Here is a 25,385-nt window from a genome sequence, read left to right as displayed (position 1 = left end):
TTAGCATCCAGCCGAGCGATCCCCCTGTCAATGCGACGAACCCCCGGCCACATGGTCCGGGGGTTCGTCGGGGGCGGGTCGTACGTCAGACGTCGCCGAACTCGCCGGCGACGGTCGCGGCGACGAAGGAGCGCCACGCTTCGGCGGGGAAGAGGAGCGCCGGCCCCTCGGGGTCCTTCGAGTCTCGGACGGGCACGACGCCGGGGAAGTCGGGCGAGACCTCGACGCAGGTGCCCCCGTTATCGGAGTGTGAGGACTTGAACCAGGAAGCGCGGGACATGTCTGGGCGGCTCATGAGTCAGAGTTCCTTTCGGGCCTTGCGAATCAGGTCAAGGGACGCCGCTCTGGTCAGCGCTTCCACCTGCAACCGATCGTAGGCTCTCTCCCACGTCCTGACAGTCCTGTCCTCCCGCACCACATGTCCGTGATCCGCAGATTCCGTGTAGCCGACCACGGAACGGTCGGCAAACGCCAACAAGGTGACGACGGAACGGAACGGGGCATGCTCGGCCAAGCTGAACGGGGCCACCTGGAAGATCACATAGGGCCTGGACGCCATGTCGACCAGGTGGTCCAGCTGCGCGCGCATCGTCGCGGCGCCACCCACCGGGCGACGGATGCCACTCTCGTCTATCACCGCATGGATGACGGGTGGCTCGGCGCGCTTGAGAAGTCGCTGTCGCGCAACGAGGAACCTCACCCTCTCCTCGGCCTGGTCCGGCGTACTGCTTCCGCGCTGCACCGCCGCCGCTTCTCTCGCCGAAGCGTAGGCCCTGGTCTGGAAGAGCCCAGGGATGAGGTTCGGTTCGAAGATCCTGATCTCAGCCGCGCGGGCCTCCTGCGCAGCATGCTCGGGAAAGCCCTCCAGGAACCCCTTGCGCCTCATCCCGACCCACATCAGCTCAAGCGTCTGGCCCGTCCCGAGCGCCTTGTCAGCCGCCCTGACGAAGTCACGGCTGGTGGATTTGCGCCCTGTTTCCACCGCCGAGATGTAGCTGTCCGAGTACCCCATGGCTGCGGCAAGGTCCTCCTGGGTCCAGCCCAGTACCTCACGTGAGCTGCGAAGAAGTGCGCCGAAGGACTCGCGAGGGGATGACGTTGGGTCAAGTTCCTTGCGGTTCAAGACTCACACCCAATTCCACTGGAAACGCAGGCAAGTTGAACGGTTCCCCAGCTTAGACGACAGTGGGCGCTCCCGGCAGTCACTTCGCTACGGAACGGAGCGGACCTTGAAGATCCAGAAGCCCCCGGAGACCCTGCACGCACCCCGACCTGAAGCCATCGACCGATTCCAGGTGGTGGTCTACCTGACCAAGACCGACTCCCGCTTCCCCGAACTGGAGATGCGCAGCTGCGAGCAGTACGCGCACGCCTTCAACTGGGACGTCTCCCTCACCGTCCTGGACGACGACACCGAGACGCCCCCGGAGCGGCGGTCCAGCCTCCAGGCCGCCCTTCAGCGCGTCAAGGACCAGCGGGCCGGCGCGATCCTCGTCGCCAGCAAGGCCGCCATCTCGCCCATCGACGGCGAGTACGACGAGTTCGCCCGGCAGGTCGAGAAGGCAGGCGGCTTCCTCCAGGTGACCCGTCGGTGACCGACCGGTACGGGATCGTCCCCGCCGGCGCCCCCGACGGCGCCTCGTACCCGGTGTGGGTCGTCCGCGACCGCGCGACCGGCGCACTGGTGAAGGCTCTCCCGACGCACCCCGAGCCCCTGCGCTTCCACTCCTACGACAACGCGCAGGCGTGGGTGCGCGACAACGGAACGCCCGCTCCCGGCACCGAAGTTGAGCGGTGAGCAGCGCGACGGGCGATCCGCCCGCGGCCCCGCCCGGCCGGTACGAGATCCGCCTGATCGACTCCCGTAGCCCGCACTTCCTCCTGCTGGAGTGCTGGGGAATCCGGGACCGTTCGCGACACGAGTACCTGCGTGTGCCGGGCTCCTCCCACCGGATCAGGCGCTTCTACTCCCTCGCGTCCGCCCAGACGTACCTGCTCGGACTTCTCATCCACTCCTGACCTCTCACCAAGCCGCCGCTCGTCTCCGACACAAGGCGACGAGCGGCTGTCACACCATCACCGACACCAACGAGATCGCCCCGGCGGAGGACGGTCAGGACAGCTGCCACGGCTGGAGCTTGTCCGGGTTGCGCACCGCCCAGATGCGCGTGATCCGGTCGTCCTCGGCGACCTCGAACGCGAACACCGTCTCGATCCGGCCCTGTGACTCGATCACCAGGCCCGGCAGCCCGTTGACGGTGCGCTCCAGGATCGTTCGGGGCGGCGCGAGCCGGGCGATCGTGAGATAGAGGCGGGCGATCTGCTCCGCGCCCTCGACCGGCAGCAGGTGGGCGACAACGCGGCCGCCACCGTCGGAGACCGCGGTGGCGCCCGGGTCGAGGAGACCGAGCAGGGCCTCGATGTCCTGCGCCTCCCAGGCCGCCTTGAACCGCCGGACGACGCCCGCCTGCCGGGCCGTGTCCGGGCTCACCTCGGTCCGCGCGGCGATGCGGCGGCGGGCCGAGGACGCCAGTTGACGGCAGGCCGCCGGGCTGCGGCCGACGATCTCCGCCACCTCGGCGAACGGGTAGCGGAAGACGTCGTGCAGCACGAACGCGACACGCTCGGCCGGGGTCAACGACTCGAACACCACCAGGAAGGCCATGGTCACCGACTCGTCGAGGGTGATCCTGTCGGCCGGGTCCACACCGGCACCACCCCCCGCCCCGGCGATCCACTCGGCCGGGTCGGGCAGCGGCTCCGGAATCCACTCCCCGACGTAGGTCTCCCGCCGACTGCGCGCCGAACCGAGCAGGTTCAGACAGACCCGGCTGGCCACCGTCGTCAGCCAGGCGCCCGGTGACTCGACGGCCTCCCGCCGCTCCGGGGACATCGCGTACCAACGGGTGTAGGTCTCCTGGACGACGTCCTCCGCGTCGGCCAGGGACCCGAGCAGCCGGTAGCCGAGATTGAGCAGCTGCCGCCGCTCGCTCATGATCGTCTCCAGGCCCGGGTCGTGCTGCTCCTCGGCCTGCCGCTGTGACTGTTCCCGCGGGGTGGTCATGTGTTCTCCGGCTCCTCGTTCTCGGTCCCTCTCCACTACGACGAAGCAGAGCGCCGGAATGTGAGGTCGACGGCCCGCCTCACGTTTCGCGGGGCTGCGTTGTCGGACCGGATGAAGGGGAACACACCGGCCACAGAACAGGACGCCGAACATGAACGACTTCCAGGAGATCGCCGACCGCGTCGAGATCGAGGCGCTGCGCGGCGAGTTCACCGACGCGGCGATGATGCGCGACCGCGCCCGCCTCGCCGCGCTGTTCACCCCCGACGGCGTGCTGCGCATGCCCAACGTCCCGGTGGAGTTCATCGGCCGGGAGGAGATCCGTACCGGTGGCGAACGCCTCCAGGCCCAGTGGGACTTCTTCGTGCAGAACAGCCACCCGGGCGTGATCCGTCTCGACGGCGACACGGCCACGGGCCGCACCTACATGCAGGAGGTCGCGCGGATGCTCGACGGCCGGTCGGGCCTGAACTTCGCCGTCTACCACGACAGCTACCGCCGTACTCCGAAGGGCTGGCGGTTCACCGAGCGGGTCTACGAGGTCAAGTACGTCGACACGACCCCGCTGCGGGGTTTCGCGCCGGGCCCCGACGCACAGGCGCACGGCACCGGTGAGACGGGGGACGCCGGCCCGGCCTCGGAGGCCTCCGGGGCGGACGCGCCGGCCACGGGCTCGGCCGACGACTTCGGCGCTCCGGCGTCCGCCGAGCGGCTGGACCGGGCGGTCGCGGCACTGCGGGCGAACGGCTTCGCCGCCGAACTGCTCGACGATGCCGCGGCGGCCCGCGCCCGCGTCAGGGAACTGATACCGGAGGGCGCGAGCGTGTTCACCGGGGCCAGCGAGACGCTCGGGCTCTCCGGCATCGCGCAGGACATCGAGGAGGGCGACCGCTACCGGGCCGTCCGGCCGCTCGTGCTGACGATGGACCGCGCCACCGAGTCCGACCGGATCCGCCGGCTGGTGGCCACCCCGGACGTCTTCGTGGCCAGCGTCGCGGCCGTGACCGAGACCGGCTCGCTCGTCATCGCCTCGGGCAGCGGCAGCCAGCTGCCCGCCTGCGCGGGCGGCGCCGCGAAGGCGATCTGGATCGTCGGGGCGCAGAAGGTGGTGCCCGACCTGAACACCGCACTGCGCCGGGTCGAGGAGCACGCCCTCCCGCTGGAGAACGTGCGCGCCCAGGCGGCCTACGGGCAGCAGAGCGCGGTCAACCGTCTGCTCGTCCTCAACGCCGAGCCGCAGCCCGGGCGCGGCACCGTCCTGCTGCTGCGCGAGGCCGTCGGATTCTGACATCCGGCGCCGCGGTGGGACGCCGTGGACCGGACGGCGCCCCGCACTGGGACGGGGCGGGGCGCCGTCCTTCTGCGTCGACGCCTCGATCACCACGCGACCGTCCCGGCCGGTTCCCCGGCGACCGGCGGCGCACCCTGTGACCGCGGCCGCCTCAACCGACCGCCACAATGTCCCCCATGAGGTTGATCCACACCCTGGCCGGCGTACTTCTCCTGCTGCTGACCATCGGCAGCATCCTGCGCACGCTCGTCGTCCCGCGCGGCCTGTACTCCGCCCTGGTGCACCGGCTCTGGCGGATGCTGCGGACGTTGCTGCGGCTCTCCGCCACGCCGTTCGGCACGTACCGCTCGCAGGACCGGGCGCAGACCTGGCTCGCGCCGCTCATCCTGGTCGGCATGCTCGGGGTCTGGCTGGGCGCCATGCTGGTCGCCTACACACTGCTGCTGCACGGCACCTCGGAGCTGGACTGGGCGGTTGCCTTCCGGGAGGCCGGCTCCAGCCTCTTCACCCTCGGGTTCGCCAGCGGGGAGCGGCTCCACCTGTCCGCGATCGACTTCATGGCCGCCGCCAGCGGCCCGCTGGTGATCGCCCTTCAGATCGCCTATCTGCCCACCCTGTACGGCGCCTACAACCGCCGCGAGGTGGAGGTGACGCTCCTCCAGTCCCGGGCCGGCGAGCCCGCCTGGGGGCCCGAGCTGCTGGCCCGCCAGTCCCTGGTGGACACCGAGAACGCGCTCCCCCAGCTCTACCGCGACTGGGAGCGGCTCGCCGCCGACATCGGCGAGAGCCACTCCAACTACCCCGTGCTGCTCTCCTTCCGCTCCCCGCAGCCGAACCGCAGCTGGGTGGTCGGCCTGGTCGCCGTGATGGACGCGGCCGCCATCCACCTCGCCATCAATCCGCGCTCGGCCCCGCCGGAGGCCCGACTCGTCCTGCGCGCCGGATTCACCGCGCTGCGCGACATCGCCCGCTCGCTGCGCGTCGACTTCGACCCGGACCCGTCCCCCGAGACCCCGATCCGCCTCACCTACACCGAGTTCGACGCCGCCGTCGCCATGATCACCGCGGCCGGCTTCCCCCGCGAACGCGCCACCGCCGACGCCTGGCCGCACTTCCACGGCTGGCGCGTCAACTACGAGGCGCTCGCCTACGAGCTGGCCCGCCGCAGCGACGCCGTCCCGGCGCTGTGGACCGGCCCGCGCGACTTCCACGCCCCCGCCATCCCCCCGGCCCGCCCGGCCGACCGCCGCCCGGGAGTCATCGGCAAGGGGTGAGCGTCGACGACGCCCGCGCGCCGGGGGCGGCGCCGGGCCGGGGCGGGGCGGGGGCAGCGCCGGGCCAGGCCGGGCCGGGCCGGGCCGAGGACGGCGCGGACCACGGGCCCGGGTGGACCCGGGGCCCGGGTGGGCCAGGGGTCGGGTGGACCAGGGGGTCACCCGCTTCCGGGGCTCAGACCTCCACCGGGCCGCCGGAGGCGAGGGAGCGTTCGGCGGCGGCGAGGATCTCCACGGTGCGCAGGCCGAAGGCGGCGTCGCAGGGGTGGAGCTCGCCGGTGCGGGCGGACTCGGCCAGGGCGTCCAGGGCGCGGTGGAGCGCCGCGACCGGGCCCTCGCCGCGCTCGGGGAGGTGGACGACGCCGGACTCGCCGCGCAGCTCCATGCCCGTGCCGCCGGCCGCGACCGGCGCGGTCAGGCTCAGCGCGAGCGTGCTCGACGCGCCGCCGGCGTGCCGCAGCACCAGGTGGACGGTGTCCAGCGGGCCGGCCACGGCGGTCACCAGGGTGACGTCCCCGAGAACCGGGAGCAGCACGGAGAGGGCGTGCGGGCCGACGTCCCAGAGCGCGCCCTTCTCCCGGCGCCACGGCGAGGCCGCGTACGGGCTGGTGCTGTCGGGGGCGAACACCGAGCCGAGCCAGTCGGAGCGCCCGGTGAACCAGCCCCCGGTCGCGGCCTGCTTCTCGATCCACGGGATCTGCTCGCCGCCGAAGCGGACGGTGAAGAAGACCACGGAGGCGACGCCGTGCGCCCCGGTGGCCCGCACGACGCGCCGGGCGTCCGGGACGGTCAGCGCGACCGGCTTGTCCAGCAGCAGGTGGCAGCCGGCCTCGGCGGCGCGCACCGCCAGGTCGGCCTGGACGGTCGGCGGCAGGGCGATGGAGACGGCGTCCACCTCGGAGAGCAGCCGGTCGAGGTCCGCGTACCCGGGGACGCCGTGCGCCTCGCCGAGGGCGTCGGCCGCCTCGGGGCGGCGGGCCCAGACACCCGCGAACTCGTAGGAGGGGTGCGCCGCCAGGACGGGCGCGTGCACCCGCGCCGCCCAGGGGCCGGTGCCCAGCAGTCCGATCCGCATACAGTCCCTCTTCTTCCTTGCCTTGCCTACGCTGCCGTCAGCCCTGGACGCGGGCCAGCATGAAGCCGTCGTAGCCCTTGCTGCCAACGGTCTGCACCGAGGTCGCGCTGACTCCCGGCTCGGCGGCGACGAGCTCGTGCAGCGCGCGCGTCCCGATCACGCCCGGGTCGGTACTGTCGGCGTCCGCGACGGCGCCGCCGCGCACCACGTTGTCCACGATGATCAGTGAACCCGGCCTGGTCAGCTGCAGCGCCCGGCGGAAGTATTCGGGGTTGCTCGGCTTGTCCGCGTCGATGAAGACCAGGTCGAAGGGCTCCACACGCTCCTCGACCATGGCGGCCAGCGTGTCGGCGGCCGGGCCGAGCCGGACCTCGGCGAGCCTCTCCAGTCCGGCGCGCGCGAGGTTCCCCCGAGCGACCTCCGCGTGCTTCGGATCGATCTCCAGGGTGATCAGGATGCCGTCGGCAGGCAGCGCCCGGGCCAGCCAGATCGCGCTGTAGCCGCCGAGCGTTCCGACCTCCAGGATCCGCCGGGCACCGGACGTGAGCGCCAGCAGGTGCAGCAGCTTGCCCTGGTTCGGGGCGACGGCGATGCGCGGCAGCCCGGCGGCGTCGGCTGCGGCGGACGCCGCCTCCAGCGCCGGATCGTGCCCGACCAGCTGCTCGGAGAAGTACGCGTCCACGGCGTCCCACGTCGGCTGCTGTGCCATCGGGCCCTCCAGAGTGCAAGATCGGCAGGTACCTGCTGATGCTACTCCGGGGGCCCGACAACACCGGACTGCCGCTGGGAGCGCTCCGTCACTCCGCGACGGTGGCGTTGACGGACGAGGCCGCCGCAGCCGCCTCCTCCGCCTCGATCCGGGCGTGGGTCTTGGCAGCCCGCCGCTTCATCACCCAGGCCGAGATCAGGCCGATGGCCAGCGCCGCGCCCAGGCCCGCCCAGGAGAACCGGGCCAGCCACGGCTCGATGCTCTTGCCGACCTTGTAGACCAGCAGCGTCGTTCCACCGGCCCAGACGATGCCGCCCAGCACGTTGGCGATCAGGAACTTCCAGTACGGCATCTTCAGCGCGCCCGCCAGCGGACCGGCGAAGATGCGCAACAGGGCGATGAAGCGGCCGAAGAAGACCGCCCACATGCCCCACTTCTGGAACGACCGCTCGGCGGTGGCCAGGTGCGCGGGCCCGAAGTGCTTGGGGAACCTCCGTCCCAGCTTCTCGAAGAGCGGCTTGCCTCCCTTGCGCCCGATCGAGTAACCGATCGAGTCGCCGATGATCGCGCCCGCGATCGCGCAGGCCGCGACGCCCCACGGGCTCACCACACCCTTGACCGACATCAGGGACGCTGTGACCAGGGCGATCTCACCGGGTAGCGGGATGCCCAGCGATTCCAGCCCGATGATCAGGGCGACCAAGGCGTACACCGCGGTCGGCGGGACGCTCTCGATCCAGGCGTCGATGTGCAAGGCCGGTTACCTCCGTGGCAGGACGAGCCGCGGTGGCGGCGGCACACGGCGGTGCCTGGCCGGCGGACTCGGCGTCGATCCGATGGCGGCACCCAGGCCGCACCCCGAAAGTGAAGCCTAACGTGCCGAGGCGGCCTGTCCCCCTGGCCGATCACCCCCCACTACGACGTACGACGCATCGCGGTGGTTCCTGCATCCGCCCAGGCCGCCGTACGTCGTGCACGCCGGGCGGGCCGGCCGCCTGCCGGTGACGGCCGGCCCGCCCGGCCCGGAGCCGGTCCCGCCCTCCGCGTCCACGGCCCGCGGCATCGCGGGCGGCTGCGCGAGGCGGTCCGGACCGCATTGGCCGACGGCCGGGCCCGGCACGGTGGTGCACCGTGCCGGGCCCGGCCGTGGCCGGATCAGGAGCGTCAGGACAGGACGGTCCAGCTCTGCCCGGCTGCGGCGGGGTTGGCCGGGTTGGTCATCCCGGTCGAGCCGGCGGTGGCGGCGACGTCCAGGACCAGGCCGTTGCCGACGTTGGTGATGGTCAGCGCGCCGGCGCTGTTCTGGGTGATCTTCCACTTCTGCCAGGGGTTGTTGGCCGTGGGGTTGAGCAGGTAGGCGCTGCCGACTCCGCCGCCGGCGGCGAGCACGGTGTGCGTCTGGGTGGCGGTGTAGCAGTTGTCGGTGATCGTCACGGTGCCGTCCGCGTTGGGCGTGAACAGCCACTGCTGGGCGGCGTTGCCGCTCTGGTAGGCGTTGATGCCGGAGTTGCCGCCGATCGGGGCGTAGCAGCCGCCCTTGACTTCGAGTGCCTGGCCGCCGGTGCCGCCCGCGCTGATCGCGTGGTACTTGCCGTCGCCGACGACGCTCGGCCGGTTGCCGTCGTTGCCGCTGCCCATGCCGATGCTCGCGCCGGCGATGCGGTAGAGGGCGACGCCGTGCGCGGGGATCCAGTTGCCGCCGATGGTGCCGGTGGTGGTGCCGGTCGCGCCGGTCCACAGCTCGCGGTAGGAGTAGCTGGAGCCGGTCACGCCGAGGTCGGTGAAGCTGGCGCTGGGCATGGCCCAGTTGTTCGGGTCCTGGTTGATCAGGGCGACGGCCAGGTCACCGTTGGCGAGCTGGCGCTTGAGGATCACCGGAGCCGTCGGGGAGGTGGGCGGGGTGCCGACCAGGGTGGCCGGCTTGGCGAGGCCGTCCTGGTCGATGGCGATCATGTCGGGGTTCTTCAGCAGCGCCAGGGCGGAGGAGTTGATCCCGGTGGACCAGGTGTAGCCGTTCGCGGAGCGCTGCGCGTCGGCCGTGGTGCGCAGGTCGGCGCCGGAGATGAGCGGGGCGGCCATCATCGACAGGATGGACAGCTCGGTGCGCGACTCGTCGTCGGTGAACGGCTTGCTGCCCTTGTTGAAGTCGGTGACGCCCCAGATGCCGTTCACGTCCTGCCAGCCGGCGAACATCATGTCCATGTCGTTCCAGCTGCCGGGGTGGGCGTTGCCCGGGTACCTCAGGGCGGTCTGGAGCTGACCGTTGTAGAGCACGCCGTCCAGTTCGCTGTCCCGGTCCCCGCCGATCCGGCACAGGTTGGCGACCTGGCCGCACCACACGCCCGTGGGGTAGTAGCCGGCGGCCTGGTGCGGCTGGACGCCGGCGGCCACGATCAGCGGGTCGGTACGGGCCGGGTCGTTGGCGTCCAGCAGGTACGGGATGCCGGTGTGCGCGGGCTGTGCGGAGAGGCTGAGGGTCACCTTCGGCCTGCCCGCGGCGGCGGTGGCGGCGTCCAGGGCCCGCTGGAAGGTCTGTGTCCGGGCGTAGATGGACTTGGTGAGCTCCTTGCCCTGGCCCTGCGGGTAGTAGCTGTAGCCGTCGGGGCCGACGATGGTCGGGCCGTACGGGCAGTCGTCGTACTTGACGTAGTCGACGCCCCAGGCGACGAAGTCGTTCGCGTCGGTGGTCTCGTGGCCCAGGCTGCCGGGGTGACCCTGGCAGGTGGTGTAGGTGGCGGTGGCGTACAGGCCGAACTTCATGCCCTTGCTGTGCGCGTACCAGGCCAGGTACTCGATCCCGTTCACCGTGCGGCCGTTGACGGTCTGCGAGGGGAAGCGGCCGGCGTCGGGGACCAGGTGCCCGCTGGTGGGGTCGTTGCCGGAGCCGTCGGTGCCGGAGACCGGGTTGCCGTAGTTGTCGTACAGCTGCATGCCGTTGTCACGGTTCTTCGCGAAGTCCGCGGTCTGGCCGTCGCGGTGGCGCACCGACCAGCCGTCGTCGATCGTGACGGTGTTGTAGCCGGCCTGGACCAGGCCGTTGGCCGCCATGAAGTCGATGGTCTGCTTGACCTGGGTCTGGTTGACCTGGGTGCCCAGGCTGTTCCAGGAGTTCCACCCCATGGGCGGGGTCAGGGCGTTGCCGTTGCCGAGAGCGGCAGCCGGAGCGGCGGTGACGAGGGAGGTCGCGCCGAGGCCGGAGACGGCGAGGGCCATGGCGGCCAGCATGCCGGCGACGCGATGTGGCGATGTGCGCATGTGGGGGCTTCCCGAGGGAGTGAGTGGGCCGGGGCACGGGCAGCCCGAAGAACGGGCCCGGCCACGGCTGGTTGGGGGTGGGTCGGCTCTGCGCCGTGGCACACCGAGGCATCGATCGGGAGATGCGGGTGCGCACGGGAACTGCAGGAGCACCTCGGCGACAGCACTCGGAGAGTCGCCGCCGGCGAGGCACTGACGTGGGGGAATCACGAACCGTCGGTCTCGACGGCAGTGCAATACGATATTGCACACATCAGCAACTCACAAGACTCAACACAAAACCCCAACTTGACGCCGGTACAGCCGCATCGCGGGTCGGGGCGAGAGGCCCGACGGCCGGGCGACCGGAAGGCCCCGGAGGCCCCCGAGGCCCGGCCTGGAAGCGGCCCGTACGGCCGCTCGACCCCGCTGGCAACGTTGAGGAACGATCGTTCTTGACTGATCGTTCCTCAACTGTGTAGGGTCGCCCCATGGGTCGCCCCAGCGGATCCGACGCGGCCGAAGTGGTTCGGTCGGCCGCGGAACTCTTCGCAGGCCGGGCCCACGACGGCACTTCCATCGCTGGATCCGGTCGCTCACCTCTCCGATCCGCGTACGGCGGTGGCACTCATCGAGCGTGCCGCGGCGGTGAACCGAGACCTGCGCGGCAGACGGCCGAGCAGCCGGACACCGGAATTCCCACCGTCCACCGGTCGTCGCCGCAGGACCGTCAACTCCGGCATTTTCAGGGCCGGTTGACACTCCTCCTGATCACCGATTCCCGGCTGCGGTGCCACCGGCATCGCGCCGGCCCATCAGCTCACCCCACCCATCCACGACCAGCGACGACCCCGGCCGCATCGACATGGACGCCCTCACCAGGCAGGCCGCCGCCGCGAACGGCGCGCTGCGAAGCCAGCCGGAGGCCGACCCGCACGCCCTGTTGATCGTGGGACACAGCGAGGGCGCTCTGCGCGCCCTCCTGGTCGCCCCGGTCGTGCGCCCGGAACCGGCCGGCCTTGCCCTGCTCGCACCCCAGGACCAACGCATCCTCGACATCCTCGACTACCAACTCGCAGACCAGATCGACCAGTACGTCGCAATCGGCCGGCTCACCGCCGAGCAGGGCGAGGCCAACAAGAAGGACACCTCCCGCGCGATCGCGGACTTCCGCGCGGCCCGTCCCGTGGACACCAGCGGGATCATCCCGCCGATCGCCACCACACTGAACGGGGGCTTCAGCCCGCTGATGGCCCGATACGTACGCACCGACGACGCCATCTATCCGCCCGACGCCGCCCGCCGCATCGCCCCCGGCACGCGAGTCATCGTCACCTGCGGCACGGCGGACGCCAACATCCCCTGCCGGACCACACCCCCGCTGGTCAACGCCCTTGCCGCCGCTCACACCGGCGGCCCCGGGCTGAAGACCCTGCACGGCCTGGACCACCTCCTCCACCAGGCCGGCACACCGGTCAACACCAAGACCCTCGCCCCCGCAGCCCTCCGGGCCCTCCACGACTTCATCCGCCCGTGGAGCCGCCAGTGACCCCCCTGGGGACACGGGCGCGCCTCACCTCCCCCCGGGCGCACGCGACTGCTACGGCCTGTACGACGTGTCCGACCCGCCTGGCCTCTCCGACCTGTCCGACCTATGAACCGGCCGGACGCCGACAGGGGCAGGGGCGTGACCGGAGGAGCGCAGGCGGCAGCATACGATCGGCGGGTGTCGGAGCACACTGAATCCTCGTCATCGGCCCTGTCCTCCTCGGCCTCGGCCTCGACGTCGACCTCTGCGTCGGCGTCGCGCCCGGTAGTGGCCGGCATGCGTCCGACGCTTCCTCCGCTGCGGCGCCTGGTCCGCAACCCGGCGTTCTGGTACGTGGCCGTGCTCACCGCGATGTGGCCGGTCCTGCGGCTGCTGCCTCCCGAGCGGGTGGTGGCGCTGCGGGAGTGGGCGTCGACCAACCTCGACAACCTGCGCCCGTGGCCGTCGGGCCACCCGGTCGAGTCGCTGGTGGTGTCCGCGTTCGTGCCGCAGAACACCGTGTGGGTGTGGCCGGCGTTCGCGCTCTCCGCGTTCGCGGTGGTCTCGGTGCTCGGCGCCCGTCGCGCGGTGGCGGCGCTGGCCCTCGCCCACGTGGCCGCGACCGGACTGACGGAGGCACTGGTGTGGTGGCGCATCGAGCACGGCTCGCTGCCGGCCACCGAGTCGCACGTCCTGGACACCGGCCCGTCCTACGTCGTGGTGGCCGCGCTGGCGGTGGCGACCGGGCTGGCCCGTCCGGTGTGGTCGCGGGTGGTGTGGCTGGTGATGCTGGCGGTCGCCGCCCCCGACCTGCTGTCCGGGATCGGGGACGGCGAGGTGTCCGCCGTCGGCCACGTGCTCGCCTTCACCGCCGGCCTTGCCGTCGCGGGCGCCCACCGGCTCGGTCTCCCGCCGGTGGCCCGCCGGCCCGCCCGCCAGGCGCCGCCCGGACCATGAACGCGCACCGGCCGGGCCTGACGCCGTGCGCAACGCAGCGACGATGCGCAGCGCGACGGTGATCCGGAACGCACCGCCTGGGGCCGTGGAAGTCGACGCCCGGGGACTGCACGCGGAGGCCGCCGCGGTGCGCCGGTTCAGTGCCCCGGTTCAGTACGCCCGTTCAGTGCCCCGGCCGGAAGCCGAAGTCCGGTCGAGTTCGGTCATGTGCGGCCGTGTGCGGCGGGACCGGCCGGTGCGCGAGCCCGGGCGGTGGGCCCGGGGCTACGAGCGTGTGGCCTCGCGGCCGGGACGTGCAACCGGGAGGTCCGGATCCTCCCGAAGCCGCACTGATGCCCGCCCCGAGGCGGCTGAGGACTAGGGCCTCTCTTTCGGATCACGCCGGGCGGTCGCCGCCGGGGCGACAACGACATGCACAACCGACAGGCCCACAGCGCGCCGTCCGGCTCAGTACCCCTCGCGGACCCCGAAGGCGCCGCTGCCCCAGTACTCGGACGGCTTCTCGGCACCGCTCGGCCAGTCGCTCTGCAGATAGCGGCGGCCGTCTCCCAGGGCCCCTGCCTGGTGCGGGCTCAACCGCCCCGCCGCCAGGTCGTCCGCCTCGGCGTCCGTGATCGGCAGCACGGTGCGGTACTGCGCGTCCTGCGAGGAGACCCAGTCGACGTACTCGGTGAACACGCTCACGAAGGCCTGCGAGCACAGGCCGCACCGCTGAACTGAGACGATGAAATGCGAGTCGTCCCGAATCATCGTCTCGAGCCGGACCCCCTCGCGGCTGCGGTGGTGCTCCCCCGCCACCGCAGCGTCCTCGGCGCAGCACGCCACGCACCCAAAACCCGTACGGTCACTACCGTCCTGCGAACCCATGGATCCCCCACCCCTCAGCTGTCCCTGACCGGCCCCACCCTAACAACCCGCAATGACGCCCGGCCGCTGAACCGACGATCATGCGCCGCCTGACCTGCGAGCGAGCAAGCCGTCCGGCGAGGCCGGACGAGTTCGCCGGCGGAAGCCGGACTTCTTCGAGAGCCCACGGCCCGGCAGCGCTTCCACGTTGGACGTCTCGCGACGTCCAACCGGCCAAGGGCCCTGCGGCGCCGACCCGGTGAACCTTCCTGGTGAACCTTCCCGGTCGGAGCGCTAGGGCGTTTCTTTCCGATCATCGGATCGTTGGTCTGGTCGTGTCGTTGACTGACGCGCAGTGGGCGCGGATAGAGCCGTTGTTGCCGGACCGGACGCCGAAGCGGGGCGGGCGGTGGCGTGATCACCGGGAAGTGATCGACGCGATCGCGTGGAAGTTCCAGACCGGCTCGCAGTGGGTGCACCTGCCCGAGAAGTACGGCTCGTGGAAGGGCGCCTACACCCGGCTCCGGAACTGGGCGATCGACGGAACCTGGGAGCGGGTCTTCACCGCCCTGCTCGCGCAGGCCGACGCCGAGGGCGACCTGGACTGGGTCGTGGCGGTCGACTCCACGATCGTTCGCGCGCACCAGAACGCGGCCGGGGCCCGTCAAAAGGGGCCCCGGCCGACGAACCCGGCCACCATGCGATCGGGCGTTCCCGCGGCGGGCTGACGACGAAGATCCATCTGGCAGCGGACAGCCGCTGCCGCCCGATGTGCTTCGTGCTCACGCCCGGCCAGGCCGGCGACGCGCCCGCGTTCGAGTACGTCACGGCCGCCCTGCGCGTGCCCAGGCCGGTCGGACGACCACGCACCCGGCCCCTCGTGGTCCTGGCGGACCGGGCCTACTCGTCGAGGGCCATCCGCGAACACCTGCGAAGGCGCAACATCCGGGCGGTGATCCCGCAGCCCGCCGACCAGATTGCCAACCGCAAACGCAAGGGCCGCCGAGGCGGTCGCCCGCCGGCCTTCGACCGCGAGGCCTACAAGCAGCGCAACACCGTCGAACGGTGCATCAACCGCCTGAAGAACTGGCGCGGCCTGGCCACCCGCTACGAGAAGACCGCCACCGTCCACCGGGCCGGACTCCACATCGCAGGCATCTTCATCTGGTCCGCCCGCTGATCCGAAAGAAACGACCTAGGTGGCGGTGTCCGGCGCGGGCCGCGGCACCAAGGTGACAACGGCTTCGCTCTTCACCAGCCAGGCCACCCCGAACGCGAGGACGGAGACCGCCTCGCCGGCGTACATCAAGGTCAGGGGCGAGTCCCAGGCGAGGTGGAGGACGGCTCCGGCTGCGACCACGACGACGCACGCCACGATCACCCAGCCGCAGACCAGGTACACCCAGTCGCGCGCGGGCCGCCGCCCGCCCGTGGACGGCGAATCCGCGAAGAGCTGGAGGCAGAAGTACGCGAGTACGCCGAACAGGCCTGCGGCGAAGCAGAGATGGAACGTGCCGATGATCGTCTGCGCGGTGGTCGGGTGTGGTGTGACCGACGCCGGTGGCTCGGCGGGGAAGAGTGCCACCAGGATCGCCAGGACGCCGGCCACCGAACTCAGGCGGTCCTCCCGTCGGTCGTGGCGGTAGCAGATCAGGAAGACGCCGATCGCGCAGAGGCCACCGACGAAGACGTTGCGCATGTGGCTGTAGTACGACGCGCTCATCGAGCTGAGCAGGGCGATGCGGGAGGAGGTGAGGCTGTTGCCGACGGGCAGGACGATCGGCAGCAGCAGGCCGAGGACGCCGATGCCCAGGCGGAGGCGTCGCACGGTCTGCTCGTCCTGGGCCTGGTGGCCGGCTGAGGGGTGATCGACTGAGGGGTGATCGGACATGGAACGGCCCCCTTGACGCGCTGAGGCTGTCGGGCCGCGGGCGGCGAGGCCGGTGGGGCCGGCGCACCACCGGGCGGCGGTCGCTGCGGGTGTACCCGCCCAGCAGGGGCGGGAACCGGGTTCGCGCCGATCCTGTGGTCACGCTTGTGCAGTGGTGGTCCACTTCCCGGCCCCCGGAGCCTGCGTCACACTGTGGCGGCACGGGCAGTCAGACGCACGGGCAGTCAGAGGCATGGGCAGTCAGGCGCACGGGCAGTCAGACGTGCGACTGGTCAGCGACCGAACGGGGGGCGGCATGGCACGGAGCCGGACGAAGAAGCAGAAGAGACCACTCGCCGAGGGCGTGGTGCGGCCACCTAGGCCCGCCGGCCGGAAGGGAGCCGGCCGGAGGCGCGCCGGGAACGACCGGCGACCGTCGCCCCGTACCGTCCGCCGGACGGCGCTCCTGACCGGGATATTCGCCCCGGTGCTGATGGTCGGGCTACTGGCGATCGCCACCAACCCCGACTACAACGCCGCCGGCATGATCCTCGCCGTCCTGGTACTCATCGGGGCGCTCGGAGGGCTGGTGGTGGTGCGAGCCAGCGGCTGGGTGCTCTGGCCCGGCGTCCTGCTCGGCATCCTCCTGATCGTCACACCTGTGAACAGCCTCCGTGCGGAGCTGATCGACCACCGCGGGACGGCGGCCGACGTGGTGATCACCTCGGCCCACCGCCAGAAGGACAGGAGCGGCCGGGTGAGCTGGACGTGCGGCATCCGCCGAGCCGACGGCCTGCCGCTGCCGCACGGCTCGTACGACGGCTCGGGCTGCTCGTCGGCGGCGTCCGTCGGCACCACCATCACGGTCCTCGTCGACCCGGAGGGCTGGGCCCCGCCGGCCGCGACGGACGCGGAGACCCCCTTCGGCGGCGGGGTCTACGTCGTGGGCGGGGTCGGCATCCTCTGGGCCCTGCTCGTCCTGGGCGCCGCCCGCCGCACCCTCCGGGAGCACGGGAGGACGTGACCCCGGCCCCCTCCCCGACACGGGCAGTCGAGCAGGCCCCCGAACCCCGGTCCACGGAACCGCCACCCCGGAGCCCCACCACCCGATTCCCGGGCACGCCGGTCCGTCGTGGGGGCGGCGCGGACCCGGCTGGTGCACGAGCACCGCGGCCGCAGGCACCGCCACCCCGAGTGCCGCCCCGTCCGCGTCGCCGTCCGCGTCACCGAGCGTGCCGCCCGCCTCCGCCGGTGAGGACGGCGGCCCGTCACCGACCGTCCCCATCGGCGTCGGCATCGGCGTCGGCATCGGCGTCGGCGTGCTCGCCGCTGCCGTCGGTGTCCGGTGGTGGCGGCGCGGACGGGGCCGGGACTCCGCGGGCTGACCGGTCGCCGGGTCGCCACGTGCCCGCCTTCGTGGTGCACGCGAAGGCGGGCGTCAGCACCGGCCGGCCTCCCCGAGCGTCGTACGACAGCCCGGCCTACCGTGGAAGGGGAGCCCACGGGGCGCTCACCAGGCGAAGGGCCTCCCACAACGGCCGGATCGTCGCCCACTCCACCGGGGTCGGGGCGCGACCGTGGAACGGGGGTTCCCGTGCATGAACCCGTGATCGCCACCGCCCTGCTGATCGCCCTGACCGGCTGCTGCACGGTCCACTGCGTCCTGGTCGTCGTGGGACGTGGCTGCCCGGACCGTCGGCTGGAGCCGACCGAGATCGTCATGGCACTCGCCATGGTCGGGATGATGGCGCCGGCGTTCGACCCCTTGTCACCCGTCCTGTGGGCGGCACTGCTCACCGCTTCGGTGGCCTGGCCGACACTCCTCCTGGCGGGGCGATTGGGCCGCCACCCCCGCTCGGCGTTCGCGGGCGCCTGGAGCCACTACCCCCACCACGTCCTCAGTGCGGGTGCGATGGCCGCGCTGGTGCTGTGCATGGCACCGGCGCACCAGCACGCCGGTGGCGGTGCCACCCACGAGAGCATCGGTTCCGCCGTACCGGAGTGGGCTCTGCTCGCCCTGGCCGCGTACTTCCTGGGCTACGTCCTCTGGGGCGCCGGCTCGTTCCTGCCACGCCCGGCAGCCGGCGCCCGGCTCACCCGCGCCGGCGGCCCGGCCGTCCTGACCTCGTCCGGGCTGGTCGCCGCGCGGCGGACGGTGATGGCGATGGGCATGTTCTACATGCTGCTCGCCATGAGCTGACGGCGGATTGGCCGATGGGTGCGCCGGGGACGCCGGCACCCGGCCGCAGCGCCGCGCTGGTGCCGGTCCGACCGGGACGCAGCGGCGCCGACTGTTCGTCAGTTGTAGTACCCCGCCGTTCTGGTCACTCCCTGTTGCCGCGGCCGTGGGAACGGAGGGTGACCGCCGACGCGCCCGGCCCGGCTCCCCGCGCGCCCCACGGCGCCCCGGCCTACCTTGGAGAACGGGAGTACGGCCACCGGAACGGGGGTTCCCGTGCATGAGCCCGCGATCGACACCGCCCGGCCTGTCGCACCGACCGGCCGGCGCGCCCGGCCCACAGGGCCGGGTGCCCCGTGGGCCGCCGTGACCGTCGCGGCCCGGCCGACGCTCCTGCCGACGCGGCGGCCGGACCGTGGGTCGAGAGGGTTACGCGTCGTCGCGCCGCACCGCGAGGAAGCTCGCGGTCTGCCCGGCGGGCGCACCCCCGTGGGGCTCAGCCCGCAGCACCGTCCCGGCGAGGACCATCCGCTGGTCGACTCCGGTCTCCCAGTGGCGAAGGATGCTGCCGTCGTACTCGTAGTGGAAGTCCGCGATGGGCGGCCGGCCCCGGCCGCTCAGGGTGAACGAGACGCGGGACGAGGCCGATGCCCGACCGGTCATATCCATGACGATCAACGGTTGCTCGCCCGGATCCGACAGGATCAGCTCACCGCTGACGGCGCCGTCCGGTGCGGCCACCAGCCTCAGCTCCGCCTGTGCGAACCGGAGCTTGTTGAAGTCGTCGACGGGATCCGGCAGCTCGAGAAAGCTCCGGTAGGTGTACGTCCCGGTCAACTCGTTGACGTTCATTTCGTCCCTCCTGGACTAGGTGAGGCAGATCGAGCACCTCGCTCCAGGGTCCTGCGGCCGGACCGCGCCGCCAGTGCTGCGCGTCCGGATAGCGCGCACGGTTCACCCTCCCGAACGTTTGCAGACGAAACACCTTTGGGGCGGTCGTCGCCGCCGGTACGAATCCGGGGCGCCCGACCAGGGCGTCCCGCCCAAACCTAGGAGTGACATGTCGAACGGTACGTTCGTGCGACGAGACGCGAGCAAGATGGCCGACTGGGATCCGGTGCTGTACTGGTACGCCCGGGCCGTGGGACGGCTGCAGCAGCGGCCCCTCACGGACCCGACCAGCTGGGTGTTCCAGGGATGCATCCACGGCGTCCCGCCCACCGTCACGGAGGAGAACGAGGCATTCACCCAGTGCCCGCACGGCGGCTGGTTCTTCCTGCCGTGGCACCGGGGCTACCTCTGGTACTTCGAGCGGATCATCCGGGCGGCCATCAAGGAGATCGCCGCCGAGGAGAACATCACCCCCGACCCCTCCGCGACCTGGGCCCTTCCCTATTGGAACTACGCCCTGGACGCACCCACCAAGACCCCGCCCACGACCTTCACCTCGCGCGCGCTTCCGGCGGCCTTCCGCAGCCCGAAGATGCCGGACCGCCCGGGCGGCACCAACCTCACGGTCGACAACCCGCTCTTCCTCCGGGACGACCTGGACCCGTCCGACGACGACTTCTGGAAGACCCCGCATCGCCGCCTGCGCGCGAACCGCGACAAGCAGATCCTCCCCTACTCGGACATCAATCCCTTCAGGGCGATGAGCGAGACGATCTTCGCCGCCACGAAGAGCCAGGGGCAGTCGATCCAGCCGACCTTCGGCAGCGAGATCACCTACACCGACCTGATCCACTTCCAGCTCGCCTTCGGCGACCTGGAGGACGTCCCGCACAACCAGGTGCACGGCGGTGTGGGCGGCTGGATGGGCCGGGTGGAGGGCTCCCCCCGTGATCCGATCTTCTGGCTGCACCACTCCAACCTCGACCGGCTCTGGTCGGGCTGGCTGGACAAGGGCAACCACAACCCGGACCACGCGTCCTGGCTGGACAAGGAGTTCATCTTCTTCGACGAGACCGGGCAGCAGACGCGGCCCTCCACCGCGACGGTCCTGAAGGATGCGGAGAACTACACGTACGAGTCGCTGACCGACGGGGCGGGCACCCGCCGGGTGATCGCACCGCCGGCCCCGGCCCCGAAGGCGGGCGAACGGGTCCTGGCGGCCTCCGCCGTCGGCAACCCCAGGCAACTGCTCGACGTCCAGGCGGCGACCACGGTGTCCCTGGAACCGAGCGGCGTCGCGGGGGCCATGAGCTCGGTCGCCGCCAGCGACAAGCCGCAGACCAACCTCATCCTCACCGTGCACAACGTGCACACCAACCTGCCGCCCGGGACGCCGTTCCACGTCTTCCTCAACGGCCCCAGCGGCGACCTCGACCCGGAAGGGCCCTACTTCGTCGGCTGGATCTCCTTCTTCGGGATGGACGGCGCCGGCGGGCACGACGCGAGCTACGACGTCACCGAGCAGGTCCAACGGCTGACGGAACAGGGGCTGCTGCCGGACGGTCCGCTCACCGTCTCGATCGTGCCGTCCGTCCCACAGCCGGAGATGCGTAACCCGAAGCCCAGCTTCGAGAGCGTCAGCCTCACCAGCATCTGAGGCGCATCCGCACAGCGGGTGGCCGACCGCCGAGGGCGGCTCGTCGCCTGCAGTTCGCCACCTGCCGCGGCGCCCGGGGATCGTTGCGGCGACACCCCGGACGCATCGGCAGGTGGCGAACGGCCCGGCCGGAGCAGGCCCTGCCGCCCGGCGCACCAGGGCCGGCCGTCGGACGGACGCGTGACCGGGGGTGACCTCCGGGCGTGGGTCCGAGGGTGCGCGGCCGGGCCGTCGCATAGTCGGAGGGTTGGTCCTACCTTCCGACCATGAGACGAGATGACCATGCGTCCGATCCGCCCACCAGCCGTCGCGGCGGCCGTCACCCTGCTCCTCGCGTCCGCGGGCTGCGGTGCCCCGGGCGCACTGCCGCCGGTGGAGAGCGGGAGCCCCACGTCCACCGCGTCCCCGGCCCGGGGCACCGCGTCGCCGACCGGGCCGCGGGCGTTCACCCTCGTCGCCACCGGCGACGTCCTGCCGCACACCGAGATCATCCAGCAGGCCAAGGAGGACGCGGGCGGGGACGGGTACGACTTCGGCCGGATGCTCGCCGGCGTCAAACCGCTGATCAGCGGCGCGGACCTGGCCATCTGTCACATGGAGACGGTCTACGGCGCCGACGGCGGGCCGTTCACCGGTTACCCGGCGTTCAAGTCGCCGCCCCAGGTCGCCCGGGCCCTCAAGGAGGTCGGCTACACCTCCTGCGACACCGCTTCCAACCACACCCTCGACGACGGCCCGGCCGGCATCCGGCGCACGCTCGACGCCATGGACGCCGTCGGCCTGGCGCACACCGGCTCGGCCCGCGACGCGGACGAGGCCGGGCGGCCCGCGCTGCTCCGGGCCGGCGGCGCCACCGTGGCCCAGCTCGCCTACACGTACGGCACCAACGGCATCCCGCTGCCGGCGGGCCGGCCCTGGGCGGTGAACCTGATCGACCGGGACCGGATCCTCGCCGACGCGCGCGCCGCCCGGCAGGCCGGCGCGGACCTCGTGGTGGTCAGCATCCACTGGGGCACCGAATGGCAGGACACGCCGAACGAGCAGCAACTCACCCTGGCCCGCGAGCTGGCCGCGGGACAGGACGGGGCCCGGGCCGACATCGACCTGATCCTCGGCACCCACGCGCACGTCCCCCAGGCGTACGAGAAGGTCAACGAGACCTGGACGGTGTACGGCCTCGGCGACCAGCTCGCCGGGCACATGTTCACGTACGACGGCGCCGAGGACCCGCGGGGCAACTGGAGCTCGATCGCCCGGTTCACCTTCGCCCCGCCGCCCGCACCGGGGCAGCGGTGGACGGTCTCCCGGGCCGAGTTCGTGCCCCAGGTGACGGACCTCGGCCCGCCCTACCGTGTCCTCGACCTGCGCGAGGCCGCCCGCCGCGAGCCCGCCCGGGCCGACTACGCCCGGGCCCTGGAGCACATCAGCTCGGTGGTGCTCAGCCGGGGCGCCGCCGCGGCGGGACTGACCATGGCCCCCTGAGCCGGCCCCCGGCGCGGCGGCCACGCGGACGGCCACACGGTCGGCCACGCGGACGGCCGGCCGCGTGCCGGTCCTCCACGTCCGGCGGGGTGAACGGGCCTGCACGGCCGGCCCGTGCGCGGAGCGGGTCCGCCGGGGCCGCTTCGGCGTCCGAGGGCGTACTCCGCCTTCCCGACCGCGACTTGGCACGTCCGCCTTACGGATTGCTGACACCGTCGCAGCGCAGCGGTCCAGGGGGCGGCTCGACCGGTAGCGTCCCCGGTCATGAGGATTCTGGTCACCGGCGGCGCCGGGTTCATCGGTTCGGCCGTGGTGCGTGCCCTGGTCGTGGCGGGCCACGAGGTCCGGGTGCTGGACGCGCTGCTGCCCGCGGCCCACCCCTCGGGGTCGGCTCCCGACCTGCCGGCCGACGCCGAGTTCCGGCACGGCGACGTCCGGGACGCGCAGACGGTGGAGCGGGCCCTCGCCGGAGTGGACGCGGTCTGCCACCAGGCGGCGATGGTCGGCCTCGGTCTCGACCTCGACGACGCGCCCGAGTACGTCGGCTGCAACGACCTCGGCACGGCGGTGTTGCTCTCCGCGATGGCACGGGCAGGGGTGCGGAACCTGGTGCTGGCCGGATCGATGGTGATCTACGGCGAGGGCCGGTACGCGTGCCCGGAGCACGGGAGCGTGACGCCCGGTCCGCGGCGCCCGGAGGATCTCGACGCGGGCCGGTTCGAACCGCCCTGCCCGGCGTGCGGCGAGCCGCTCCGGCCGGGCCTGGTGGCGGAGGACGCACCGGGCGACCCCCGCAACGTGTACGCCGCGACCAAGCTCGCCCAGGAGCACCTGGCCGCCGCCTGGGCCCGCGCGTGCGACGGGTCCGTCCTGGCACTGCGTTACCACAACGTCTACGGCCCGGGCATGCCGCGGGACACCCCGTACGCCGGGGTGGCCTCGCTGTTCCGTTCGGCGCTCGCCCGCGGCGAGGCCCCACGGGTGTTCGAGGACGGCGGCCAGCGCCGGGACTTCGTCCACGTCGACGACGTCGCGGCGGCGAACCTGGCCGCGTTGGAGGACGTCCGCGGCCGGCTGCCGGGCCACGCCCGGGCGTACAACGTCGGCAGCGGGGAGGTGCGCACGGTCGGCGAGATGGCCCGGGCGCTGGCCGACGCCTACGGCGGGCCGGCCCCGGTGGTGACCGGGCAGTACCGGCTCGGGGACGTCCGGCACGTCACCGCCGACTCCTCCCGGCTGCGGGCCGAGCTGGGCTGGCGGGCCCGGGTGCCGTTCCGTGCGGGGATGGCCGAGTTCGCCGCCGCGCCCCTGCGGGCCTGACTACCCGCGCGCCGCCGGGAGCGCGATCTCGAAGCAGCAGCCTCCGGTGACGTTGTGCACCCGGGCACGCCCGGCGTGCGCCTCGACGATGCCGCGGACGATGGCCAGGCCGAGCCCGGCGCCGCTGTCCCCGCCTTCGCCGGGATCCCGCCGCGGCGTGCGGGCGGTGCTGCCGCGCCAGCCGGTCTCGAACACGCGGGAGAGGTCCTGTTCCGGGATGCCGCCGCAGCCGTCGGTGACCGAGAGGACCACCTCGTCCACCTCCCGGCGGGCGGAGACGGCGACGACGCCGTCCTCGGGCGTCGAGCGGATCGCGTTGACCAGGAGGTTGCCGAGCACCCGGGTGATCTCGCGGCTGTCGACCTCGACCGGCTCTGCGGCGACCTGACGGCCCTCCAGGCGGACACCCCGCTGGCGGGCCAGGGGGTGGGCACCGGCCAGCGCGTCGTCGACCAGGTCGTAGACGGAGACCCGGGACACCGAGAGGGACAGCGCGCCGGCCTGGATGCGGGAGAGTTCGAAGAGGTCGTCGACCATCCCGGTGAGCCGCTCGACCTCGGTGCGGATCCGCTTGAGGTAGTGCCCGGGCTCGTCGACGACGCCGTCCTCCAGCGCCTCCGCCATGGCGCGCAGCCCGGCGAGGGGGGTGCGCAGGTCGTGGGAGATCCAGGCGATCAGCTCGCGCCGCGAGGCGTCCAGTGCCTGCGCCCGGGCGCGGGACTCGGCGAGCCGGGCGCTGGTGGCGGCGAGCTCCTCGCTGAGCTGGGCCAGTTCGAGGCCGAGGGGGTGCTCCGGTGCGGTGAAGCCGGTGTCGCTCCCGACGGTACGGGCGGCCGCGGTCAGGGCGCGGCTTCCGGCCACGACCTGGCGTCCGAGGAGGGCGGCCGTGAGCAGCGAGACGACCGAGGCCATGCCGAGGACGGTGATCACCACGCCGAGGTCGTGTCGGGACAGGAACATCGCCTGGGCGACGGCGAACGTCCCGGAGGTGACGGCGAGGACGGTGACGACGGCGACGCAGAAGAGCGAGAGCGCCATCGAGCGGCGGCGCAGCAGTCGCACGGCCACCCATCCGAGCAGGCCGGCGCCGGTGGCGCCGAGCCCCGCGAACAGGGCGATCAGCAGCAGGTCCTTCACGCCGGGCCGTCCTTCTCGTCCGTCACCGGGTCGTAGCGGTAGCCGACGCCCCAGACCGTGGTGATCAGCGTCGGTGCGGCGGGGTCGTCCTCGATCTTCTCGCGCAGCCGGCGGACGTGGACGGTGACGGTGGAGAGGTCCCCGAAGTCCCAGCCCCAGACCCGCTGCATCAGCTCCTGGCGGGGGAAGACCGTCCGGGGGTACCGGAGGAGGAACGCGAGAAGGTCGAACTCCCTGAGTGTGAGCGTGAGTTCACGTCCTCCGCGGTGGGCCCGGCGGGCCTGCGGGTCGAGCACGATGTCCCCGGATGCCAGCGGTCCGGGGGGGCGGCGTCGTGGGAGCGGCGGCGCGGGATCGGCGCAGGACGGACTGGACGCGCAGGACGAGCTCCCTCGGGCTGAAGGGCTTGGTGACGTAGTCGTCCGCGCCCAGTTCCAGGCCGAGGATGCGGTCGGCCTCGTCCCCCTTGGCGGTGAGCATGACCACGGGGAGGTCGGCGCCGTCCTCGGTGGCGCGCAGCCTGCGCAGGATTTCCAGGCCGTCGATCCCGGGGAGCATGAGGTCCAGGACCAGGAGGTCGGGGCGGTGGGCGCGGGCCAGGTCGAGGCCCTGGTTGCCGTCGCAGGCCCGGTCGACGTGGTGGCCGGCCCGGGTGAGGTAGCCGGCGACGACCTCGCCCACGGTGAGGTCGTCGTCGATCACCAGGATGCGGGCGGGGTCCGGTGGTGCGGCGGAAGCGGGGCTGTCGTTCACCTCGCCGAGGATACGAGCCGCGGCCGTGGCCGGGTGCCGCGCCGGGTTCGACGTTCGCGTTCCGTAAGATCGCGCCGCCGGCGGACCGCGGGCCCGCCGCCGGTGGGCCGACGTAGGA

Annotated in this window: 24 protein-coding genes and 1 pseudogene; 13 read left to right on the top strand and 12 right to left on the bottom strand. The window is 72.4% G+C overall.

Annotated features, from left to right (window positions below):
* Window positions 1–85: 85 nt before the first annotated feature.
* Window positions 86–295 carry a DUF397 domain-containing protein gene (locus J5Y04_RS24565; RefSeq protein ID WP_209414253.1) on the bottom strand — a complete coding sequence of 70 codons (210 nt, stop codon included), beginning with the start codon at window positions 293–295 and terminating at the stop codon, window positions 86–88.
* Between the two features lie 3 nt (window positions 296–298).
* Window positions 299–1,123, bottom strand: coding sequence for a helix-turn-helix transcriptional regulator (locus J5Y04_RS24560; protein WP_209414252.1), 825 nt, complete (start codon window positions 1,121–1,123; stop codon window positions 299–301).
* A 106-nt stretch (window positions 1,124–1,229) separates the two neighbouring features.
* Between J5Y04_RS24560 and J5Y04_RS24555 the strand changes: the two genes are divergently transcribed.
* The 3 genes from J5Y04_RS24555 to J5Y04_RS24545 are packed head-to-tail and all read left to right on the top strand — an operon-like array spanning window position 1,230 to window position 2,019.
* Entirely contained in the window at window positions 1,230–1,595 is a 366-nt protein-coding gene (locus J5Y04_RS24555) for a hypothetical protein (protein ID WP_209414251.1), read from the top strand.
* A complete protein-coding gene (locus tag J5Y04_RS24550; RefSeq protein WP_209414250.1) occupies window positions 1,592–1,798 on the top strand; it encodes a hypothetical protein in 207 nt (68 codons plus the stop codon). Before J5Y04_RS24555 ends, J5Y04_RS24550 begins: the two co-directional genes overlap by 4 nt.
* Window positions 1,795–2,019, top strand: coding sequence for a hypothetical protein (locus tag J5Y04_RS24545; RefSeq protein ID WP_209414249.1), 225 nt, complete (start codon window positions 1,795–1,797; stop codon window positions 2,017–2,019). The genes J5Y04_RS24550 and J5Y04_RS24545 overlap by 4 nt, the downstream gene beginning before the upstream one ends.
* A 94-nt stretch (window positions 2,020–2,113) precedes the next feature.
* Here J5Y04_RS24545 and sigJ read toward each other — a convergent pair whose 3' ends face one another.
* Window positions 2,114–3,064: an RNA polymerase sigma factor SigJ gene (gene sigJ, locus J5Y04_RS24540; protein ID WP_209414248.1), complete on the bottom strand. Its 951-nt coding sequence runs from the start codon at window positions 3,062–3,064 to the stop codon at window positions 2,114–2,116.
* A gap of 151 nt (window positions 3,065–3,215) precedes the next feature.
* On the opposite strand from sigJ, the gene J5Y04_RS24535 reads away from it, so the two are divergent.
* Together J5Y04_RS24535 and J5Y04_RS24530 are read left to right on the top strand one after the other, a co-directional pair.
* Window positions 3,216–4,352 carry an LUD domain-containing protein gene (locus J5Y04_RS24535; RefSeq protein WP_209414247.1) on the top strand — a complete coding sequence of 379 codons (1,137 nt, stop codon included), beginning with the start codon at window positions 3,216–3,218 and terminating at the stop codon, window positions 4,350–4,352.
* 179 nt (window positions 4,353–4,531) lie between these two features.
* Window positions 4,532–5,629, top strand: a complete 1,098-nt coding sequence (locus tag J5Y04_RS24530; RefSeq protein ID WP_209414246.1) for a hypothetical protein — start codon at window positions 4,532–4,534, stop codon at window positions 5,627–5,629.
* Window positions 5,630–5,804: 175 nt separating this feature from the next.
* Here J5Y04_RS24530 and J5Y04_RS24525 read toward each other — a convergent pair whose 3' ends face one another.
* The 4 genes from J5Y04_RS24525 to J5Y04_RS24510 form a co-directional block, all read right to left on the bottom strand.
* Entirely contained in the window at window positions 5,805–6,704 is a 900-nt protein-coding gene (locus tag J5Y04_RS24525; protein WP_209414245.1) for a Gfo/Idh/MocA family protein, read from the bottom strand.
* A gap of 37 nt (window positions 6,705–6,741) precedes the next feature.
* Entirely contained in the window at window positions 6,742–7,413 is a 672-nt protein-coding gene (locus J5Y04_RS24520; protein ID WP_209414244.1) for an O-methyltransferase, read from the bottom strand.
* An 88-nt stretch (window positions 7,414–7,501) separates the two neighbouring features.
* On the bottom strand, window positions 7,502–8,167 hold the full coding sequence (locus J5Y04_RS24515) for a DedA family protein (RefSeq protein WP_209414243.1): 666 nt from the start codon (window positions 8,165–8,167) through the stop codon (window positions 7,502–7,504).
* A gap of 410 nt (window positions 8,168–8,577) precedes the next feature.
* A complete protein-coding gene (locus tag J5Y04_RS24510) occupies window positions 8,578–10,668 on the bottom strand; it encodes an alpha-galactosidase (protein ID WP_209414242.1) in 2,091 nt (696 codons plus the stop codon).
* 844 nt (window positions 10,669–11,512) lie between these two features.
* Between J5Y04_RS24510 and J5Y04_RS24505 the strand changes: the two genes are divergently transcribed.
* Complete coding sequence (locus J5Y04_RS24505) at window positions 11,513–12,196, top strand: hypothetical protein (protein WP_209414241.1); 684 nt, start codon at window positions 11,513–11,515, stop codon at window positions 12,194–12,196.
* A 276-nt stretch (window positions 12,197–12,472) separates the two neighbouring features.
* Window positions 12,473–13,132 carry a rhomboid-like protein gene (locus J5Y04_RS24500; RefSeq protein ID WP_209414240.1) on the top strand — a complete coding sequence of 220 codons (660 nt, stop codon included), beginning with the start codon at window positions 12,473–12,475 and terminating at the stop codon, window positions 13,130–13,132.
* 447 nt (window positions 13,133–13,579) lie between these two features.
* Here the strand turns inward: J5Y04_RS24500 and J5Y04_RS24495 are convergent, their stop codons facing one another.
* Window positions 13,580–13,816: a hypothetical protein gene (locus J5Y04_RS24495; RefSeq protein ID WP_209414239.1), complete on the bottom strand. Its 237-nt coding sequence runs from the start codon at window positions 13,814–13,816 to the stop codon at window positions 13,580–13,582.
* Between the two features lie 491 nt (window positions 13,817–14,307).
* Here J5Y04_RS24495 and J5Y04_RS24490 point away from each other — a divergent pair.
* Window positions 14,308–15,158, top strand: a protein-coding gene (locus tag J5Y04_RS24490; RefSeq protein WP_374106095.1) for an IS5 family transposase whose coding sequence is annotated in 2 segments (ribosomal slippage) — window positions 14,308–14,644 and window positions 14,644–15,158 — 852 coding nt in all. Because the reading frame shifts where the segments join, the coding sequence is not laid out codon by codon here.
* 15 nt (window positions 15,159–15,173) lie between these two features.
* Here J5Y04_RS24490 and J5Y04_RS24485 read toward each other — a convergent pair.
* Window positions 15,174–15,869 (bottom strand): DUF998 domain-containing protein, encoded by a 696-nt coding sequence (locus tag J5Y04_RS24485; protein WP_209414238.1) that lies wholly within the window; start codon window positions 15,867–15,869, stop codon window positions 15,174–15,176.
* A 466-nt stretch (window positions 15,870–16,335) separates the two neighbouring features.
* On the opposite strand from J5Y04_RS24485, the gene J5Y04_RS24480 reads away from it, so the two are divergent.
* Entirely contained in the window at window positions 16,336–16,872 is a 537-nt protein-coding gene (locus tag J5Y04_RS24480; RefSeq protein ID WP_209414237.1) for a hypothetical protein, read from the top strand.
* 570 nt (window positions 16,873–17,442) lie between these two features.
* Window positions 17,443–18,048, top strand: coding sequence for a DUF5134 domain-containing protein (locus J5Y04_RS24475; RefSeq protein ID WP_209414236.1), 606 nt, complete (start codon window positions 17,443–17,445; stop codon window positions 18,046–18,048).
* 408 nt (window positions 18,049–18,456) lie between these two features.
* Here the strand turns inward: J5Y04_RS24475 and J5Y04_RS24470 are convergent, their stop codons facing one another.
* Window positions 18,457–18,879 (bottom strand): hypothetical protein, encoded by a 423-nt coding sequence (locus J5Y04_RS24470; protein ID WP_209414235.1) that lies wholly within the window; start codon window positions 18,877–18,879, stop codon window positions 18,457–18,459.
* A 208-nt stretch (window positions 18,880–19,087) separates the two neighbouring features.
* On the opposite strand from J5Y04_RS24470, the gene J5Y04_RS24465 reads away from it, so the two are divergent.
* The 3 genes from J5Y04_RS24465 (at window position 19,088) to J5Y04_RS24455 (ending at window position 23,377) form a co-directional block, all read left to right on the top strand.
* Window positions 19,088–20,575, top strand: a complete 1,488-nt coding sequence (locus J5Y04_RS24465; RefSeq protein WP_209414234.1) for a tyrosinase family protein — start codon at window positions 19,088–19,090, stop codon at window positions 20,573–20,575.
* Window positions 20,576–20,851: 276 nt separating this feature from the next.
* Window positions 20,852–22,057, top strand: a complete 1,206-nt coding sequence (locus J5Y04_RS24460; RefSeq protein ID WP_245205316.1) for a CapA family protein — start codon at window positions 20,852–20,854, stop codon at window positions 22,055–22,057.
* A 264-nt stretch (window positions 22,058–22,321) separates the two neighbouring features.
* On the top strand, window positions 22,322–23,377 hold the full coding sequence (locus J5Y04_RS24455) for an NAD-dependent epimerase/dehydratase family protein (protein WP_209414233.1): 1,056 nt from the start codon (window positions 22,322–22,324) through the stop codon (window positions 23,375–23,377).
* On the opposite strand, the gene J5Y04_RS24450 is transcribed toward J5Y04_RS24455, so the two are convergent.
* Together J5Y04_RS24450 and J5Y04_RS24445 are read right to left on the bottom strand one after the other, a co-directional pair.
* Complete coding sequence (locus J5Y04_RS24450; RefSeq protein WP_209414232.1) at window positions 23,378–24,514, bottom strand: sensor histidine kinase KdpD; 1,137 nt, start codon at window positions 24,512–24,514, stop codon at window positions 23,378–23,380.
* A pseudogene (locus J5Y04_RS24445) lies at window positions 24,480–25,222 on the bottom strand (response regulator transcription factor); the annotation flags it as partial. The pseudogene J5Y04_RS24445 and the gene J5Y04_RS24450, both read right to left, overlap by 35 nt.
* Window positions 25,223–25,385 lie beyond the last annotated feature (163 nt).

This window comes from Kitasatospora sp. RG8 (assembly GCF_017813315.1).
GTDB lineage: Bacteria > Actinomycetota > Actinomycetes > Streptomycetales > Streptomycetaceae > Kitasatospora.
Note: the sequence above shows the minus strand (reverse complement) of the source record. Positions and strands in the feature narration are given on the sequence as shown.

Coding starts and splice junctions, on each gene's coding strand:
- J5Y04_RS24470 (WP_209414235.1), bottom strand. CDS start 18,879: ATGAACGTCAACGAGTTGACCGGGACGTACACCTACCGGAGCTTTCTC.
- J5Y04_RS24510 (WP_209414242.1), bottom strand. CDS start 10,668: ATGCGCACATCGCCACATCGCGTCGCCGGCATGCTGGCCGCCATGGCC.
- J5Y04_RS24485 (WP_209414238.1), bottom strand. CDS start 15,869: ATGTCCGATCACCCCTCAGTCGATCACCCCTCAGCCGGCCACCAGGCC.
- J5Y04_RS24505 (WP_209414241.1), top strand. CDS start 11,513: ATGGACGCCCTCACCAGGCAGGCCGCCGCCGCGAACGGCGCGCTGCGA.
- J5Y04_RS24460 (WP_245205316.1), top strand. CDS start 20,852: ATGACCATGCGTCCGATCCGCCCACCAGCCGTCGCGGCGGCCGTCACC.
- J5Y04_RS24455 (WP_209414233.1), top strand. CDS start 22,322: ATGAGGATTCTGGTCACCGGCGGCGCCGGGTTCATCGGTTCGGCCGTG.
- J5Y04_RS24500 (WP_209414240.1), top strand. CDS start 12,473: ATGCGTCCGACGCTTCCTCCGCTGCGGCGCCTGGTCCGCAACCCGGCG.
- J5Y04_RS24530 (WP_209414246.1), top strand. CDS start 4,532: ATGAGGTTGATCCACACCCTGGCCGGCGTACTTCTCCTGCTGCTGACC.
- J5Y04_RS24520 (WP_209414244.1), bottom strand. CDS start 7,413: ATGGCACAGCAGCCGACGTGGGACGCCGTGGACGCGTACTTCTCCGAG.
- J5Y04_RS24535 (WP_209414247.1), top strand. CDS start 3,216: ATGAACGACTTCCAGGAGATCGCCGACCGCGTCGAGATCGAGGCGCTG.
- J5Y04_RS24525 (WP_209414245.1), bottom strand. CDS start 6,704: ATGCGGATCGGACTGCTGGGCACCGGCCCCTGGGCGGCGCGGGTGCAC.
- J5Y04_RS24565 (WP_209414253.1), bottom strand. CDS start 295: ATGAGCCGCCCAGACATGTCCCGCGCTTCCTGGTTCAAGTCCTCACAC.
- sigJ (WP_209414248.1), bottom strand. CDS start 3,064: ATGACCACCCCGCGGGAACAGTCACAGCGGCAGGCCGAGGAGCAGCAC.
- J5Y04_RS24465 (WP_209414234.1), top strand. CDS start 19,088: ATGTCGAACGGTACGTTCGTGCGACGAGACGCGAGCAAGATGGCCGAC.